Source organism: Sphingopyxis sp. JAI128, assembly GCF_014207235.1.
GTDB lineage: Bacteria > Pseudomonadota > Alphaproteobacteria > Sphingomonadales > Sphingomonadaceae > Sphingopyxis.
Window position 1 is genome coordinate 318,371 of the sequence record NZ_JACHDA010000002.1, and the last position, 14,004, is coordinate 332,374.

Consider the following 14,004-nt stretch of genomic DNA (forward strand, 5'->3'; position numbering starts at 1 on the left):
GTTCCCGTCCCTTCCGTCACTGACCGGCGACGCGGCGGCCAAAGCCGCCGCCCATCGGGCGGACCGCGCCATAATTGCCCTGCGTCGGGATCGGCGCGGCGAACACGGTGCGACGGAAATTCTTTTCGAGCCGGTCGTTCATATAGGTCCACAGCTGGCGGACTTCCTCGGCCGACCGGCCATTGGGGTCGACCTCCATCACCGTGCGGCCGTCGATCATCGACGCGGCATAATCGGTGCGGTGGTGCAGCGTGACCGGGGCGACCGTGCCATGCTGCGACAGCGCGACCGCGGCCTCGCTGGTGATCTTCGCTTTCGGTGTCGCCGCGTTGACGACGAACACCAGCGGCTTGCCCGCGCGTTCGCACAGGTCGACGGTGGCGCCGACGGCGCGCAGGTCGTGCGGGCTGGGGCGCGTCGGGACGACGATCAGCTCGGCGACCGAGATCACGCTCTGGATCGCCATGGTGATCGCCGGCGGCGTATCGATAACGGCGAGCTTGAAGCCCTGCTGGCGCAGGATTTCCAGGTCCGAGGCCAGCCGCGCGACCGTGGTCTGGGCAAAGGCCGGAAGGTCGGTTTCGCGCTCGTTCCACCAATCGGCGAGCGAGCCCTGCGGGTCGATGTCGATCAGGACGACCGGACCGGCGCCGGCAAGCTGAGCCTGCACCGCCAGATGCCCGGACAATGTCGTCTTTCCCGACCCGCCCTTCTGTGAAGCCAATGCCAATACGCGCACTGCGTTACCCCCTCGGAAAATCCAGATTTCGGCGAAGGGATGGCATGGGGGGCGCTAAAATTGGGTTAACGATGATAAAAAGAAGGTGAACGAGTTCCGCATGTTCGTGGTAAACACTTCTCTAACGCCACCCTGTCCCATAACGGATCAAATTTGGGGGCTCGCGCGTGTCGCTAACGCCATGTTAGCCATTTCGTCCCTAAAAGACCGTCGGGGACTGCATCGGCCGTCACGCCGCGCAAGTCATTGGAGAATAAGATGCCTTCTTTCCGTACCGCCGCTTGGGCAGCCCTTCCGCTGATCGCGGTGTCGCTGGCGGCGCCCGCGTTGGCCGACGTCAAGGACGGGGTCGATGCCTGGCAGGCCGGCAATTATCAGGCGGCGGTCGCCGAATGGCGTCCGCTCGCGATCGCCGGCGATGCCGATGCGCAATTCAATCTCGGACAGGCGTATAAATTGGGCCGCGGCGTGCCGACCGATCTCGGCCAGGCCGAAAGCTGGTATCGCCGCGCCGCGAAACAGGGGCATCTGCAGGCCGAAGACAATCTCGGCCTCGTCCTCTTCACCGCGAACCGGCGCGAGGAAGCGATGCCCTATATTGCCCGTTCGGCCGAACGCGGCGAACCGCGCGCGCAATATGTCCTCGGCACCGCGCTCTTCAACGGCGACCTGGCGCCCCAGGACCTGCCGCGCGCCTATGCGCTGACCAAGCGCGCGAGCGACGCCGGGCTCGACATCGCCTCGGCGCGCCTCGCGCAGCTCGACCGCCTGATCCCGCTCGACCAGCGCCAGCGCGGCCTCGCCATGCTGCCCGAAATCGAAAAGAGCGAACAGCGCGCGCGCCTTGCCGCGGTGAACGCCGCGGCGCCGCCGGCGCCCAAGCCCGCGCCCGCCTCGCCGGTCAAGGTCGCCAGCCTGCCGCCGTCGACCCCCGGGACCAGCTATACGCCGCCGCCAGTCATCGCGACGCCCGCGCCTGCGCCCGTCCCGGCACCCGTGCGCCCCGCGCCGGGGCCGATCCGCAGCGTCGAGGTGCCGCCCTCGCCCGCCGCCAGCGCGGCGGCGGCCGCCGCGATCGAAGCCGCCACCGACGCCGCGACCGCCGCGGCCGCCGCCTCCGCCGAACCCGGCACGACCTACAGCGCGCCGCCCGAAAGCGCCGATGCGCCGGCAGCGCAGCCGGCGCCCAAACCCGCCGCCGCCGATCCGGTCAAGGTCGCCGCTGCCCCCGCCCCGGTGCGCGTCCACAGCGGCGCGGCGAGCCCCTGGCGCGCGCAGCTCGGCGCCTTCGGGGTCGAAGCGAACGCCCGCAACCTCTGGAAGTCGCTCGAACGGAAAAGCCCCGCGCTCGCCGCGCGCCAGCCCTATCTGGTCAAGAGCGGCAAGCTCACGCGCCTCCAGGCCGGCGGCTTCGCGAACAAGGGCGAGGCCGAGAGCTTCTGCGCCGCGATGCGCAAGGACGGTCAGGCCTGTCTGGTCGTCGATAAATAATCATCGACCCTCCCTGTCGCGCCGCGATGGGGAGGTGGCAGCACGAGGTACCGACGGAAGGGGCCATGGAGCACTCTTGCGGCCGCTCCACCATTCGTTTCGCGAACGCCCCCTCCCCATGGCTTCGCCACGGGGAGCATATTGCATCATTTCACCGTGCCTGCCTTTTCCCCGGCCAGCCGCTTCGCCAGCGCCGTGCGCGACCGGTCGGCATAGGCGCGGCACGCGCCCGGCGTGTCGTTAAACCGCCCCGGCCCCGCATTGTCGGGATGCGCGGCGATCAATATGTCGCACGGCATCGCATCCATCGTGCGATAGCTTTTCCGAAAGCCGGCAACGAACGCCGCGCCGGCCTTTGAGGTAAAACGATAGCCGTCGGCAGACACGGGGTTAAGGCTCGACGCAAAGACCACCGTCTTGCACGCGCCGCCCTCGCACGCCCGCCAACGCCAGCTCATGCTGCCCATCGTGTGTCCCGGCGTCGCGACCGCGGTGATCGCCGCCGTGCCCAGCTTCAGCACCTCGCCGTCCTTCGCGACGCGCACATCGGCCACCGCCGGCCAGCTGCCGCCATAGGCCAGCTGCGGATCATCCGGCGCGAGCCGCCCCATGCGCAGCCCCTCGGCGCCGCGCTTGCTCGCCACCACCGTCGCGCCGGTATCGCGCGCCAGCGCGGCGATCCCGCCCGCATGGTCGAAATGCGGCTCGGTGCTCAGAATAAATTTGATGTCTTTGGGGTCGAACCCCAGCCGCCGGACATTGGCGAGGATCGCGGGCGCCGCCTGCGGCAGCGCGCCGTCGACCAGCACCAGCCCGTCGCCCGTGTCGATCAGCGCGACGCTCATCCCGGCAAAGCCGACGAGATAGGTGTTGCCAAAGATTTTCTCCGGCTCTGCGGGCTTCAACCATTCGTCGGACCGCGACGTGGTGATCGGCTGCGTCAGCGGATCGACCGCCGGAACCGGCGCCGCGCTCGCCCCCGCGACCCATAAGAACAAGCGGATTGCTTCGATCATCTTCATCTCCCTTCGCGCCGAAAATGCCAATCGATCGCCTCCGCGACAAAGCATCATTTCTCGACAAAGCCATGAAAATAATTGATGACGAACCATGGATCGCGCCCAGCTCCCGCTCAACGCCCTCCGCGCCTTCGAGGCGGCGGCACGCCATCTCAACTTCACCCGCGCGGGGCTCGAACTCCATGTCAGCCAGGGCGCGGTCAGTCATCAGGTCGCCGAGCTCGAACGCCGCCTCGGCACGCGTCTCTTCCACCGCCTGCCGCGCGGCCTCGCGCTCACCGACGAAGGCCATGCGCTCGTCCCCGTCGTCGCCGATGCCTTCGACCGCGTCGCCGCGACGCTCGATCAATATGCGGACGGCCGTTTCCGCGAGGTGCTGAAAGTCGGCGTCGTCGGCACCTTCGCGACCGGCTGGCTGCTCCCGCGCCTCGATGCCTTCGCACGCGCGCATCCGGCGATCGACCTGCGCATCGCCACCAACAACAACCGCGTCGATCTCGCCGGCGAAGCGCTCGATTATGCGATCCGCTTCGGCGACGGCGCGTGGCACGGCACCCACGCCGAACCGCTCGTCGCCGCGCCGCTGGCGCCGCTCTGTACGCCCGCGGTCGCCGCGCGGCTCAAATCGCCCGCCGACTTGGTTTCGGAACGGCTGCTGCGCTCGTACCGCGCCGACGAATGGGCGCTCTGGTTCGCCGCCGCGGGCGTGCCCCTGCCCGTGCTGCGCGGCCCGATGTTCGACAGTTCGGCGCTGATGGCGGCGGCGGCGGCGGCGGGTCAGGGCGTCGCGCTCGCCCCGCCGTCGATGTTTTCCCGCGATCTCGCCGCCGAACGGCTCGTCCAGCCCTTCGGGCTCCAGATCGACGCCGGGCGCTACTGGCTCACCCGCCTGATGTCGCGCGCCGAAAGCGACGCGATGCGGCGGTTTCGCGGCTGGCTGGCCGATGAAATCGCCGCCGGCGCCTGACGCCACTGGACAGCGGGGCCGTCGCGCCGCTACCGGCGCGCCATGGGTATCACCGCGACAATCATGAACATCGCCACGGGCCAGCCGATTCAGAAAATGAGCTTCGGCCGCATGCCGAAACCATGGGCCAGCTTCAACCTCGCCACCGGCGAACTCGTCACCGCCGAACGGATCGACGTGGGCAAGCCCGAACCCGGCAAATTCGCCGCGCCGGTGCATGTGTGGGTCAAGGTCAAGCCGCCCGCCTGACCCGCGATCGTCCCGCCGAGGGCGCGCCGCCTGCATCTCTCCGCCCCGGACGGTTCCGCAGCCAAGTTAACACCATAAACACAGGCTCCGCTCGAACGCCGCCGATGTTAACATTGTCAAGACTGCGGACGGAGCCTCACGCGCGCAGGATTTTCTCCATCTTCTTCCCGCGCGCGAGCTCGTCGATCAGCTTGTCGAGATAGCGGATTTCCTTCATCAGCGGGTCCTCGACAGTTTCGACCCGGATCCCGCAGATCACGCCGGTGATCAGCGCGCGCGCCGGGTTGAGCTTCGGCGCCGCCGCAAAGAAATCCTCGAATGTGGTGCCCTTCGCCAGCTCGGCCTCCAGCGCCGTCTGGCTATAACCCGTCAGCCAGCGGAAAATCTCGTCCACCTCGGCCTTGGTCCGCCCCTTCTTCTCGGCCTTGGCAATATAATGCGGATAAACGCTCGCGACGCTGATCGAAAAGATACGGTGTTCTGGTCATGCGACTCTCCCGCAAGCAACATAGCGCGGCGTAGCCCGATCGGCACCCTATGTCTGTTTTGGGGTGGGGAGCCGGCACAGTCAGCTCCGCCGCCGCATGCGGCGGTGAAGGGGCTGCGACGTCGCGCCATCACCCCCTCCCTCAGCGCTTCGCGCTGCCACCTCCCCATGGCTTCGCCAAAGGGAGGATGTTCGGTCGGCAACCGGTCGCTACCCGACGCCCGCCAATTCCTACCCCATCACCCACTGCCGCCGCGAATAGCCCTGTGCCCACAGCAGCGCGGTCAAGTCATGGTGCCGGATCACCGCCGCCGCGGCCTCGCCCGCCGAGGGATGCGGATAATAGCCGACCCCCAGCCCCGCCGCGGTGATCATCGGGATATCGTTCGCGCCGTCCCCCACCGCCAGCGTCTCGGCGAGCGGCAGGCCGTGCGCCGCGGCCACCGCCTTCAGCGTTTCGAGCTTCGCCGAGCTGTCGACGATCGGCTCGCGCACCCGGCCGGTCAGCTTGCCGCCCGCAATCTCCAGCTCGTTCGCGACCACCTTGTCGAACCCGATCGCCTCGCCCACCGGCCCCGCAAAGGCGGTGAAGCCGCCCGATACCAGCACCGAATGGGCGCCGTGCGCCTTCATCGTCTGCACCAGCGTCCGCGCGCCGCGCGTCAGCTTCACCCGCTCCATGCGGCAATCGGCAAGCACCGTCTCGGCCATCCCGGCGAGCAGCCCGACGCGCTCTTCCAGCGCCGCGCGAAAATCGAGCTCGCCGCGCATCGCGCGTTCGGTGATCGCCGCGATCTCGGGCTTCAGCCCCGCATAATCGGCCAGCTCGTCGATGCATTCGACCGTGATCATCGTCGAATCCATGTCGGCGATGATCAGCTTCTTCGTCCGGTCGCCCAAGGGCTGGACGACGATGTCGAGCGCGCCATGGTCCATCTGCGCCAATTCCTTGCGCGCGCTGACCAGGCTGCCCTGAAAGACGACATCGGCGGCGTCATGTTCGTCGAGCCAGTGCGGCGCGCCGACGTCGTGCCCCGTCGCGTCGAGCCGGTCGATCGCTTCGCGAACCACCTCGTCGGTCAGCTTTCCGGCTGCTATCAGCGTCGCGACGAACATGGCATCTCCTTCTTTCTCGACCGCCAAAGCGCGGCTGCCCGTGGCACTTATCGCCGGACCCACCGCCAGCGGCAAGAGCGCTTTGGCCGTCGCGCTCGCAAAATCGCTTGGGAACGGGACGGTTATCAATGCCGACGCGAGCCAGGTCTATGCCGACCTCGCGATCCTGTCGGCGCGCCCGACCGCGGACGAGATGGCCGGCGTGCCCCACCGCCTGTTCGGCCATGTCGACGCATCGCAGGCGCACAATGCCGCGCGCTGGGCGGGCGAAGCGCGGCGCGTCATGGCCGAAACCCATGCCGCGGGCGGGGTGCCGGTCCTCGTCGGGGGGACGGGGCTTTACTTGCGCACGCTGCTGTTCGGCATCGCGCCGGTGCCCGAAATCGACCCCGGCATCCGCGACGCCGTCCGCGCGATGAGCGTTGCCGAGGCGCATGCCGCGCTCGCCATCGCCGATCCCGCCGCCGCCGCGCGCCTCAATCCCGCCGACGGCACGCGCGTTGCGCGCGCGCTCGAGGTCGTGCGTTCGACCGGCCGCCCGCTCGCCGATTGGCAGCAGGCGCGCGAGGGCGGCATCGCGGACGATATCGCGCTCGCGCCGCTCATCCTCCTGCCGCCGCGCGACTGGCTGCGCGCGCGCTGCGATACCCGCCTCGTCCAGATGTTCGCGGGCGGCGCGGTCGAAGAGGCGCGGGCCCTGCTCGCGCGCCATCTCGACCCCGACCTGCCCGCGATGCGCGCGATCGGCGTGCCGCAGATCGCGCGCTATCTCGCCGGGGAGACCGACCGCATCGACGCGCTCGAAGCGGCCCAGGCGGCGACGCGCCAATATGCAAAACGCCAATATACGTGGTTTCGCCATCAGCCCCCTGCCGACTGGCCGCGTTACGTCGAGTCATTAAACATCGATTCTATTGATCGATTTGCAATAATATTACGTGATAGACTGTTGACAGGATAGAATCATACACCTATTGCCCGCAACCCTGTTGCAGCGCACAAGCGCTGCGTTTTTGCGTGGAAAGGAAGTTCGTCGTGACGGAAATGAGCGGTGCCGACATGGTGGTTCAGGCGCTGGTCGACCTCGGGGTCGATACGGTGTTCGGCTATCCGGGCGGCGCGGTCCTTCCGATCTACGACGCGCTCTTCAACCATCCGTCGATCAAGCATATCCTCGTCCGCCACGAACAGGCGGCGACGCACGCGGCCGAAGGCTATGCGCGCTCGACGGGCAAGCCCGGCGTCGTGCTCGTCACCTCGGGCCCCGGCGCGACCAACGCCGTCACCGGCATCACCGACGCTTTGCTCGATTCGATCCCGATGGTCGTGCTGACCGGGCAGGTGCCGACGACCTTGATCGGCACCGACGCGTTCCAGGAATGCGACACGGTCGGTATCACGCGCCACTGCACCAAGCATAATTATCTCGTGATGGACCCCGACCGGCTCGGCCCAATCATCCACGAGGCCTTTCATATCGCGACGCACGGGCGTCCCGGCCCGGTGGTGATCGACATCCCGAAAAATGTGCAGGTCGCAACCGGCACCTATTCGGTGCCCGAATTCATCCAGCACAACAGCTACCGCCCGCAGGTCGAACCCGACGCCGATGCCATTGCGCAAGCGATCGACATGATCGCCGCGTCCGAACGCCCGATCTTCTACACCGGCGGCGGCGTGATCAACGCGGGGCCCGATGCCAGCGCGGCGCTGCGCCAGCTCGTGTCGCTCACCGGCGCGCCGGTGACCTCGACCTTGATGGGGCTCGGCGCCTTCCCGTCGGACGATCCCAAATGGCTCGGCATGCTCGGCATGCACGGCACCTATGAATCGAACATGGCGATGAACCGCGCCGACCTGATCATCGCGGTCGGCGCGCGCTTCGACGACCGCGTGACCGGCCGTCTCGACGCCTTTTCGCCCGATTCGAAGAAGATACACATCGACATCGATCGCAGCTCGATCAACAAGATCGTGCCCGTCGACCTCGCCGTGGTGGGCGACGCGGGCCGCGCGCTCGATGCGCTGATCGCCGGGTGGCAGGCGAAGAAGCTGTCGGCGCGCGACTATGGCGAATGGTGGCGCCGCATCGACGGCTGGCGCGCGACGCGCTGCCTCGACTTCCCCGAAAAAAAGGAACCGGACGCCGCGATCATGCCGCAGCGCGCGGTGAAGGCGCTGTTCGACGCGACGCGCGGGCGCGATCCGATCATCACGACCGAGGTCGGCCAGCACCAGATGTGGGCGGCGCAGCATTTCGGCTTCGCGGCGCCCAACCGCTGGCTCACCTCGGGCGGGCTCGGCACGATGGGTTATGGTTTCCCCGCCGCCGTCGGCGCGCAGATCGCGCACCCCGGCCGCCTCGTCGTCTGCATCGCGGGCGAAGCCTCGCTCCAGATGAACATCCAGGAAATGGGCACGGTCAGCCAGTACCGCCTTCCGGTGAAGATCTTCATCCTCAATAACGAGTGGATGGGGATGGTCCGCCAGTGGCAGGAGCTGACCTACGAAAGCCGCTATTCGAACAGCTATTCGGACAGCCTGCCCGATTTCGTGAAGCTCGCCGACGCCTATGGCTGGACGGGCCTGCGCATCGACACGCTGGGCGAACTCGAAGCGGGCATCCAGACGATGATCGACACGCCGGGCCCGGTGATCGTCGATTGCCGCGTCGCGCAGCTCGCCAACTGCTTCCCGATGATCCCATCGGGCGCCGCGCATACCGACATGATCCTCCAGCCGAACGATATTGTCGGCACGATGGACGACGAAGCCAAGGCACTGGTGTAAAACATGAAAATCAAGACCGAAGCCGGCGAGCGCCATGTGCTCGCCATCACCGTCGACAACGAGGCGGGGGTGCTCGCCAAGATCACCGGCCTGTTCACCGCGCGCGGCTATAATATCGAAAGCCTGACCGTGGCCGACATCACCGCCGATCATGCGCTGTCGCGGATCACCATCGTCACCTCGGGCCCGCCGCCGATCATCGACCAGATCATCGCGCAGCTCGACCGGCTGGTGCCCGTCCACCGCGTCGTCGACCTCAACGACGCGGACGACGCGCATGTCGAGCGCGAGATCGCGCTGGTCAAGGTCGCGGGCACCGGCGACAAAAGGATCGAGGCGCTGCGCATGGCCGATGTGTTCCGCGCCAAGGTCGTCGACACGACGCTGTCGAGCTTCATCTTCGAAATCACCGGGACGAGCGACAAGGTCGACCGCTTCATCGCCTTGATGCGCGAATGCGGGCTGGTCGAAGTCGGGCGCACCGGCGTCGTCGCCATCGCCCGCGGGCCGGAGGCGCTTTAGAGTTTCAACGGGAATGACGGTCCAACTATCGTCACCCCGGACTTGATCCGGGGTCCATGGATGCCGGATCGGGTCCGGCATGACGAAAGACAATAAGGGAAGAAGAACATGCAGGTTTATTACGATCGCGACGCCGACCAGGATCTGATCAAGGGCAAGAAGGTCGCCGTCGTCGGTTACGGCAGCCAGGGCCACGCGCACGCGCAGAATATGCGCGACAGCGGCGTCAAGGACGTCGCGATCGCGCTCCGCCCCGGCTCGGCCACCGCGAAAAAGGCCGAAGCCGCGGGCTTCAAGGTGCTTTCGAACAAGGAAGCCGCCGAATGGGCCGACGTGATCATGATCGCCGCCCCCGACGAGCATCAGGCGAAAATCTACGCCGACGACATCGGCCCGAACATGAAGCCCGGCGCCGCGCTCGCCTTCGCGCACGGGCTCAACATCCACTTCGGCCTCATCGAGGCGCGCGCAGACATCGACGTCTTCATGGTCGCGCCCAAGGGCCCCGGCCACACGGTGCGCAGCGAATATCAGAAAGGCGGCGGCGTCCCCTGCCTGATCGCGGTCGCGCAGGAAGCCGCGGGCAACAGCGGCAACGGCTATGCCAAGGCGCTCGCCCTCAGCTACGCCAGTGCCGTGGGCGGCGGCCGCAGCGGCATCATCGAAACGACCTTCAAGGAAGAGTGCGAAACCGACCTCTTCGGCGAACAGGCGGTGCTCTGCGGCGGCATCACCCACCTGATCCAGGCGGGTTTCGAGACCTTGGTCGAGGCGGGCTACGCCCCCGAAATGGCCTATTTCGAATGCCTCCACGAAACCAAGCTGATCGTCGACCTCCTCTATGAAGGCGGCATCGCGAACATGCGCTATTCGATCTCGAACACCGCCGAATATGGCGACATCAAGACCGGCCCGCGCATCATCACCGAAGAGACCAAGAAGGAAATGAAGCGCGTCCTCGCCGACATCCAGTCGGGCCGCTTCGTCAAGGATTTCGTGCTCGACAACCAGGCCGGCCAGCCCGAACTGAAGGCGAGCCGCAAGGCCGCCGCGGCGCACCAGATCGAAAAGACCGGTGCCGAACTGCGCGCGATGATGCCGTGGATCGCGAAGAATCAGCTCGTCGACAAATCGAAGAACTGAGCCGGCCAGACATCTTGACTTCGTCATCTCCGCGAAAACGGGGACCCGGCAGGCCAACGATGCAGCCGGGTTCCCGTTTTCCGGGGAATGACGAATGAGGAGCTGACGTGGCCAACTCTCCCTTCGCCGCCCACCACGCCGACCTCGCCGCGCTCGCGCGCGACAGCCGCCGCCGTGCGCTCGCGCCGCGCGCGGGCCGCGATTTCGCGTCGAACGATTATCTCGGCCTCGCCGACAGCGAAGCGCTGCGCGCCGCGCTTGCCGCGGGCATCGAACGCGGCCTCCCCGCGGGGTCGGGCGGCTCGCGCCTGCTCCGCGGCAATCACGCCGAACATGAAGCGCTCGAAACGCACGCCGCGCGCCATTATGGCAGCGAAGCCGCGCTCTTCTTTGCGACCGGCTTCGCCGCCAACGCCGCATTGTTCGCGACGCTGCCGCAGCGCGGCGACTTTATCGTCCATGACGAACTGATCCACGCCAGCGCGCACGACGGCATGAAGCTCGGCCGCGCGGGCCATGTCGCCGCCGCGCACAACGACGCGCAGGCTTTCGACGATATCATCGCGCGCTGGCGCGCCGGCGGCGGCGCGGGAACGCCGTGGATCGCGGTCGAAAGCCTCTATTCGATGGACGGCGACCGTGCCCCCCTCGCCGCGCTCGCCGACGTCGCCGACCGCCACGACGCCATACTCGTGGTCGACGAAGCGCACGCAACGGGCGTTTTCGGCGCCGGCGGCGCGGGCCTCGCGCACGGCCTTGCGCGCCGCGACAATCTGATCACGCTCCACACCTGCGGCAAGGCCTTGGGTGCCGAGGGCGCGCTGCTCTGCGCGCCGCAGATCGTGTGCGACTTCCTCGTCAACCGGGGCCGCCCCTTCATCTTCTCGACCGCGCCTTCGCCCTTGATGGCGTGGCTCGTCCGCCAGGCGATCGAGATCGTCGCGAACGAGCCCGAGCGGCAGGCGCGCCTCCACGCGCTCGTCCGCCACGCCGCCGAGCGCCTCGTTCCCCTCGGTATCTCCGCCAGCGGCACGCAGATCCTGCCCGTCATCGTCGGCGACAATGATCGCACGATGCGCATCGCGGGCAGCCTGCGCGATGCGGGCTTCGACATTCGCGGCATCCGCCCGCCGACGGTGGCCGAAGGAACCGCGCGCCTGCGCATCGCGATCACGCTCAATGTTGACGAAGCTAACATCGACGACATGGCCGATGCGCTCGCCGCCGCGATGGCCGCGGCATGACGCGCTTCGTCGTCACCGGCACCGACACCGGCATCGGAAAAACCATCTTTTCCGCCGCGTTGGCGCAGGCGACCGGTGCATCCTACTGGAAACCGATCCAGTCGGGGCTCGAGGACGAAACCGACAGCGAGGTTGTCGCGCGCCTCGCCGGGGTGCCGATCCGCCCCGAAGCCTATCGCCTCGTCACCCCCGCGTCGCCGCATATCGCCGCCGAAATTGACGGCGTTAACATCGACATCGAAATGCTTGCACCGCCCCCCGGCGACCTGATCGTCGAGGGTGCGGGCGGCGCGCTCGTCCCGGTCACCCGCACGACGCTTTACGCCGACCTCTTCGCGCGCTGGCAAATCCCGGTGATCGTCTGCGCGCGCACCGCGCTCGGTACGATCAACCACAGCCTGCTGACGATCGAGGCGCTCAAATCGCGCGGCGTCCCGCTCCACGGCCTCGCCTTCCTCGGCGACGCGGTCGAGGACAGCGAGGCGATCGTATCGGACATTTCGGGCATCCGCCACCTGGGCCGGTTACCGACTATTGCTCCGCTAAACAGCGAAACCCTCGCGGAAGCCTTCGCCGCCGGTTTCAACGCCGCGGATTTCGCATGACCTCCCCCGTCTGGCACCCCTTCACCCAGCACGGCCTCGGCGACCCCATCCCGCTGATTTCGCGCACCAAGGACGCGAAACTCTACGACGCGAGCGGCAACAGCTGGATCGACGCCATTTCGAGCTGGTGGGTCACCACCCACGGCCACGCGCACCCGCGCATCATGGCGGCGATCGCCCGGCAAGCCGAAACGCTCGACCAGCTTATCTTCGCCGGCTGGACGCACGAGCCCGCCGAGACGCTCGCCGCCGAACTCGTCCGCATCACCCCCGATCCGCTCACGCGCGTCTTCTTCTCGGATTCGGGCTCGACCAGCGTCGAGGTCGCCTTGAAGATGGCGCTCGGCTATTGGTACAATATCGGCGAGGCGCGCAGCCGCATCCTCGTCCTCGAACATAGCTATCATGGCGACACGATCGGCACGATGTCGGTCGGCGAGCGCGGCGTCTACAACCGCGCGTGGCAGCCTTTGCTGTTCGACGTCGGCACCATCCCCTTCCCGCGCGAAGGCATGGAACAGGCGACGCTCGACGCGCTCGAAGCGGCGTGCGCAAGCCAGGAAACGGGCAACGCGCCCGCGGCCTTCATCGTCGAACCTTTGATCCTCGGCGCGGGCGGGATGCTCGTCTACCCCGCGTGGGTGCTCGCCGAGATGCGCAGCATCTGCGCGCGCCACGGCGTCCTCTTCATCGCCGACGAGGTGATGACCGGCTGGGGCCGCACCGGCACGCGCTTCGCCTGCGACCAGGCGGGCATCATCCCCGACATCGTCTGCCTGTCGAAAGGCCTCACCGGCGGCGCGATCCCGCTCGCGGTCACGCTCTGCATCGAGCCGATTTTCCAGGCGCATTTTTCGGACGATCGCGGCAGGGCCTTCTACCATTCGTCGAGCTATACCGCGAACCCGATCGCCTGCGCCGCCGCTGTCGCCAACCTCGAAATCTGGCGCGACGAGCCGGTCCAGCAACGCATCGATGCGCTCGCCGACGCGCAGGCTGCGCATCTCTCGCTGCTCGGGCACGACCCGCGCGTGCAGAACCCGCGCCGCCTCGGCACCATCGCCGCGCTCGACATCGCCGTGCCCGACGCGGGCTATCTGTCGACCCTGACACCGCGCCTGACCGCCTTTTACCGCGACAAGGGCGTCCTCCTCCGCCCGCTCGGCAACAGCGTCTATGTGATGCCACCCTATTGCATCACGTCCGCCGAACTGGCGCAGGTCTGGGATGCGATTGGCGCATCGCTGGACGCAATTTAGAAACGGCCGCCAGCGACAGTTGCGGTCCTTAATCCTCCCTGTGCCGCAGCCATGGGGAGGTGGCAGCGCGAAGCGCTGACAGAGGGGCAAATGGCGCGACGTCGCAGCCCCTCCACCCCTCGCTTCGCGAGCGGTCTCCCACCCCATCGCTGCGCGACAGGGAGGATCTTTAACGTCCGCTTCCCCTCCTTATCGGACATTCGCCGCCGATCCGGTGCGAATGGCAGGAAACGACCATGTCCGGACATTCGCTTTGCGAAGCTGACGAACTGGCAGGACAGCTATTAGATGGATCAAAGCTTTCGGTTCCCCAGTAAGTCATCCAGCCCCCTGCAAACTTGTGTTTATATGTTCTGGCGATAGAGTTTCGCGC

14 protein-coding genes are annotated in these 14,004 nt (G+C 67.3%); 10 read left to right on the forward strand and 4 right to left on the reverse strand.

The window, feature by feature from the left end; genetic code table 11:
* Positions 1–16 precede the first annotated feature (16 nt).
* A complete protein-coding gene (locus HDC35_RS05455) occupies positions 17–739 on the reverse strand; it encodes a ParA family protein (protein WP_184644479.1) in 723 nt (240 codons plus the stop codon).
* A 258-nt stretch (positions 740–997) separates the two neighbouring features.
* Here HDC35_RS05455 and HDC35_RS05460 point away from each other — a divergent pair, with 258 nt between their 5' ends.
* Positions 998–2,230 carry an SPOR domain-containing protein gene (locus tag HDC35_RS05460; protein WP_184644481.1) on the forward strand — a complete coding sequence of 411 codons (1,233 nt, stop codon included), beginning with the start codon at positions 998–1,000 and terminating at the stop codon, positions 2,228–2,230.
* 146 nt (positions 2,231–2,376) lie between these two features.
* On the opposite strand, the gene bla is transcribed toward HDC35_RS05460, so the two are convergent.
* Positions 2,377–3,246: a subclass B3 metallo-beta-lactamase gene (gene bla / locus HDC35_RS05465; RefSeq protein WP_184644483.1), complete on the reverse strand. Its 870-nt coding sequence runs from the start codon at positions 3,244–3,246 to the stop codon at positions 2,377–2,379.
* A 94-nt stretch (positions 3,247–3,340) separates the two neighbouring features.
* On the opposite strand from bla, the gene HDC35_RS05470 reads away from it, so the two are divergent.
* Together HDC35_RS05470 and HDC35_RS05475 are read left to right on the forward strand one after the other, a co-directional pair.
* Positions 3,341–4,216 carry a LysR family transcriptional regulator gene (locus HDC35_RS05470; protein ID WP_184644485.1) on the forward strand — a complete coding sequence of 292 codons (876 nt, stop codon included), beginning with the start codon at positions 3,341–3,343 and terminating at the stop codon, positions 4,214–4,216.
* 42 nt (positions 4,217–4,258) lie between these two features.
* Positions 4,259–4,465, forward strand: a complete 207-nt coding sequence (locus tag HDC35_RS05475; protein WP_184644487.1) for a hypothetical protein — start codon at positions 4,259–4,261, stop codon at positions 4,463–4,465.
* A 136-nt stretch (positions 4,466–4,601) separates the two neighbouring features.
* Here the strand turns inward: HDC35_RS05475 and HDC35_RS05480 are convergent, their stop codons facing one another.
* Positions 4,602–4,937, reverse strand: coding sequence for a DUF2200 domain-containing protein (locus HDC35_RS05480; protein ID WP_184645213.1), 336 nt, complete (start codon positions 4,935–4,937; stop codon positions 4,602–4,604).
* Between the two features lie 246 nt (positions 4,938–5,183).
* The gene (gene serB, locus HDC35_RS05485) at positions 5,184–6,068 is read right to left on the reverse strand and encodes a phosphoserine phosphatase SerB (RefSeq protein ID WP_184644489.1); all 885 of its coding nucleotides are present in this window, start codon (positions 6,066–6,068) and stop codon (positions 5,184–5,186) included.
* Here serB and miaA point away from each other — a divergent pair.
* The 7 genes from miaA to HDC35_RS05520 all read left to right on the forward strand — a co-directional run bounded on the left by miaA (position 6,067) and on the right by HDC35_RS05520 (position 13,631).
* On the forward strand, positions 6,067–7,029 hold the full coding sequence (miaA, locus tag HDC35_RS05490; protein ID WP_184644491.1) for a tRNA (adenosine(37)-N6)-dimethylallyltransferase MiaA: 963 nt from the start codon (positions 6,067–6,069) through the stop codon (positions 7,027–7,029). The genes serB and miaA overlap by 2 nt on opposite strands.
* A 74-nt stretch (positions 7,030–7,103) precedes the next feature.
* Positions 7,104–8,858: a biosynthetic-type acetolactate synthase large subunit gene (gene ilvB, locus HDC35_RS05495; RefSeq protein ID WP_184644493.1), complete on the forward strand. Its 1,755-nt coding sequence runs from the start codon at positions 7,104–7,106 to the stop codon at positions 8,856–8,858.
* Positions 8,859–8,861: 3 nt separating this feature from the next.
* The gene (ilvN, locus tag HDC35_RS05500; protein ID WP_184644495.1) at positions 8,862–9,380 is read left to right on the forward strand and encodes an acetolactate synthase small subunit; all 519 of its coding nucleotides are present in this window, start codon (positions 8,862–8,864) and stop codon (positions 9,378–9,380) included.
* Positions 9,381–9,488: 108 nt separating this feature from the next.
* On the forward strand, positions 9,489–10,523 hold the full coding sequence (ilvC, locus tag HDC35_RS05505; protein WP_184644498.1) for a ketol-acid reductoisomerase: 1,035 nt from the start codon (positions 9,489–9,491) through the stop codon (positions 10,521–10,523).
* Between the two features lie 107 nt (positions 10,524–10,630).
* Entirely contained in the window at positions 10,631–11,767 is a 1,137-nt protein-coding gene (locus HDC35_RS05510) for an 8-amino-7-oxononanoate synthase (RefSeq protein ID WP_184644500.1), read from the forward strand.
* Complete coding sequence (gene bioD, locus HDC35_RS05515) at positions 11,764–12,372, forward strand: dethiobiotin synthase (RefSeq protein ID WP_184644502.1); 609 nt, start codon at positions 11,764–11,766, stop codon at positions 12,370–12,372. The genes HDC35_RS05510 and bioD overlap by 4 nt, the downstream gene beginning before the upstream one ends.
* Complete coding sequence (locus tag HDC35_RS05520; RefSeq protein ID WP_184644504.1) at positions 12,369–13,631, forward strand: adenosylmethionine--8-amino-7-oxononanoate transaminase; 1,263 nt, start codon at positions 12,369–12,371, stop codon at positions 13,629–13,631. Before bioD ends, HDC35_RS05520 begins: the two co-directional genes overlap by 4 nt.
* The last annotated feature ends 373 nt before the right edge of the window (positions 13,632–14,004 follow it).

What these genes read in the sequence shown, in the direction of transcription:
- bla (WP_184644483.1), bottom strand. Translation starts at nt 3,246, where the DNA reads ATGATCGAAGCAATCCGCTTGTTCTTATGGGTCGCGGGGGCGAGCGCG.
- miaA (WP_184644491.1), top strand. Translation starts at nt 6,067, where the DNA reads ATGGCATCTCCTTCTTTCTCGACCGCCAAAGCGCGGCTGCCCGTGGCA.
- serB (WP_184644489.1), bottom strand. Translation starts at nt 6,068, where the DNA reads ATGTTCGTCGCGACGCTGATAGCAGCCGGAAAGCTGACCGACGAGGTG.
- ilvC (WP_184644498.1), top strand. Translation starts at nt 9,489, where the DNA reads ATGCAGGTTTATTACGATCGCGACGCCGACCAGGATCTGATCAAGGGC.
- HDC35_RS05520 (WP_184644504.1), top strand. Translation starts at nt 12,369, where the DNA reads ATGACCTCCCCCGTCTGGCACCCCTTCACCCAGCACGGCCTCGGCGAC.
- bioD (WP_184644502.1), top strand. Translation starts at nt 11,764, where the DNA reads ATGACGCGCTTCGTCGTCACCGGCACCGACACCGGCATCGGAAAAACC.
- HDC35_RS05470 (WP_184644485.1), top strand. Translation starts at nt 3,341, where the DNA reads ATGGATCGCGCCCAGCTCCCGCTCAACGCCCTCCGCGCCTTCGAGGCG.
- ilvN (WP_184644495.1), top strand. Translation starts at nt 8,862, where the DNA reads ATGAAAATCAAGACCGAAGCCGGCGAGCGCCATGTGCTCGCCATCACC.
- HDC35_RS05475 (WP_184644487.1), top strand. Translation starts at nt 4,259, where the DNA reads ATGGGTATCACCGCGACAATCATGAACATCGCCACGGGCCAGCCGATT.
- HDC35_RS05460 (WP_184644481.1), top strand. Translation starts at nt 998, where the DNA reads ATGCCTTCTTTCCGTACCGCCGCTTGGGCAGCCCTTCCGCTGATCGCG.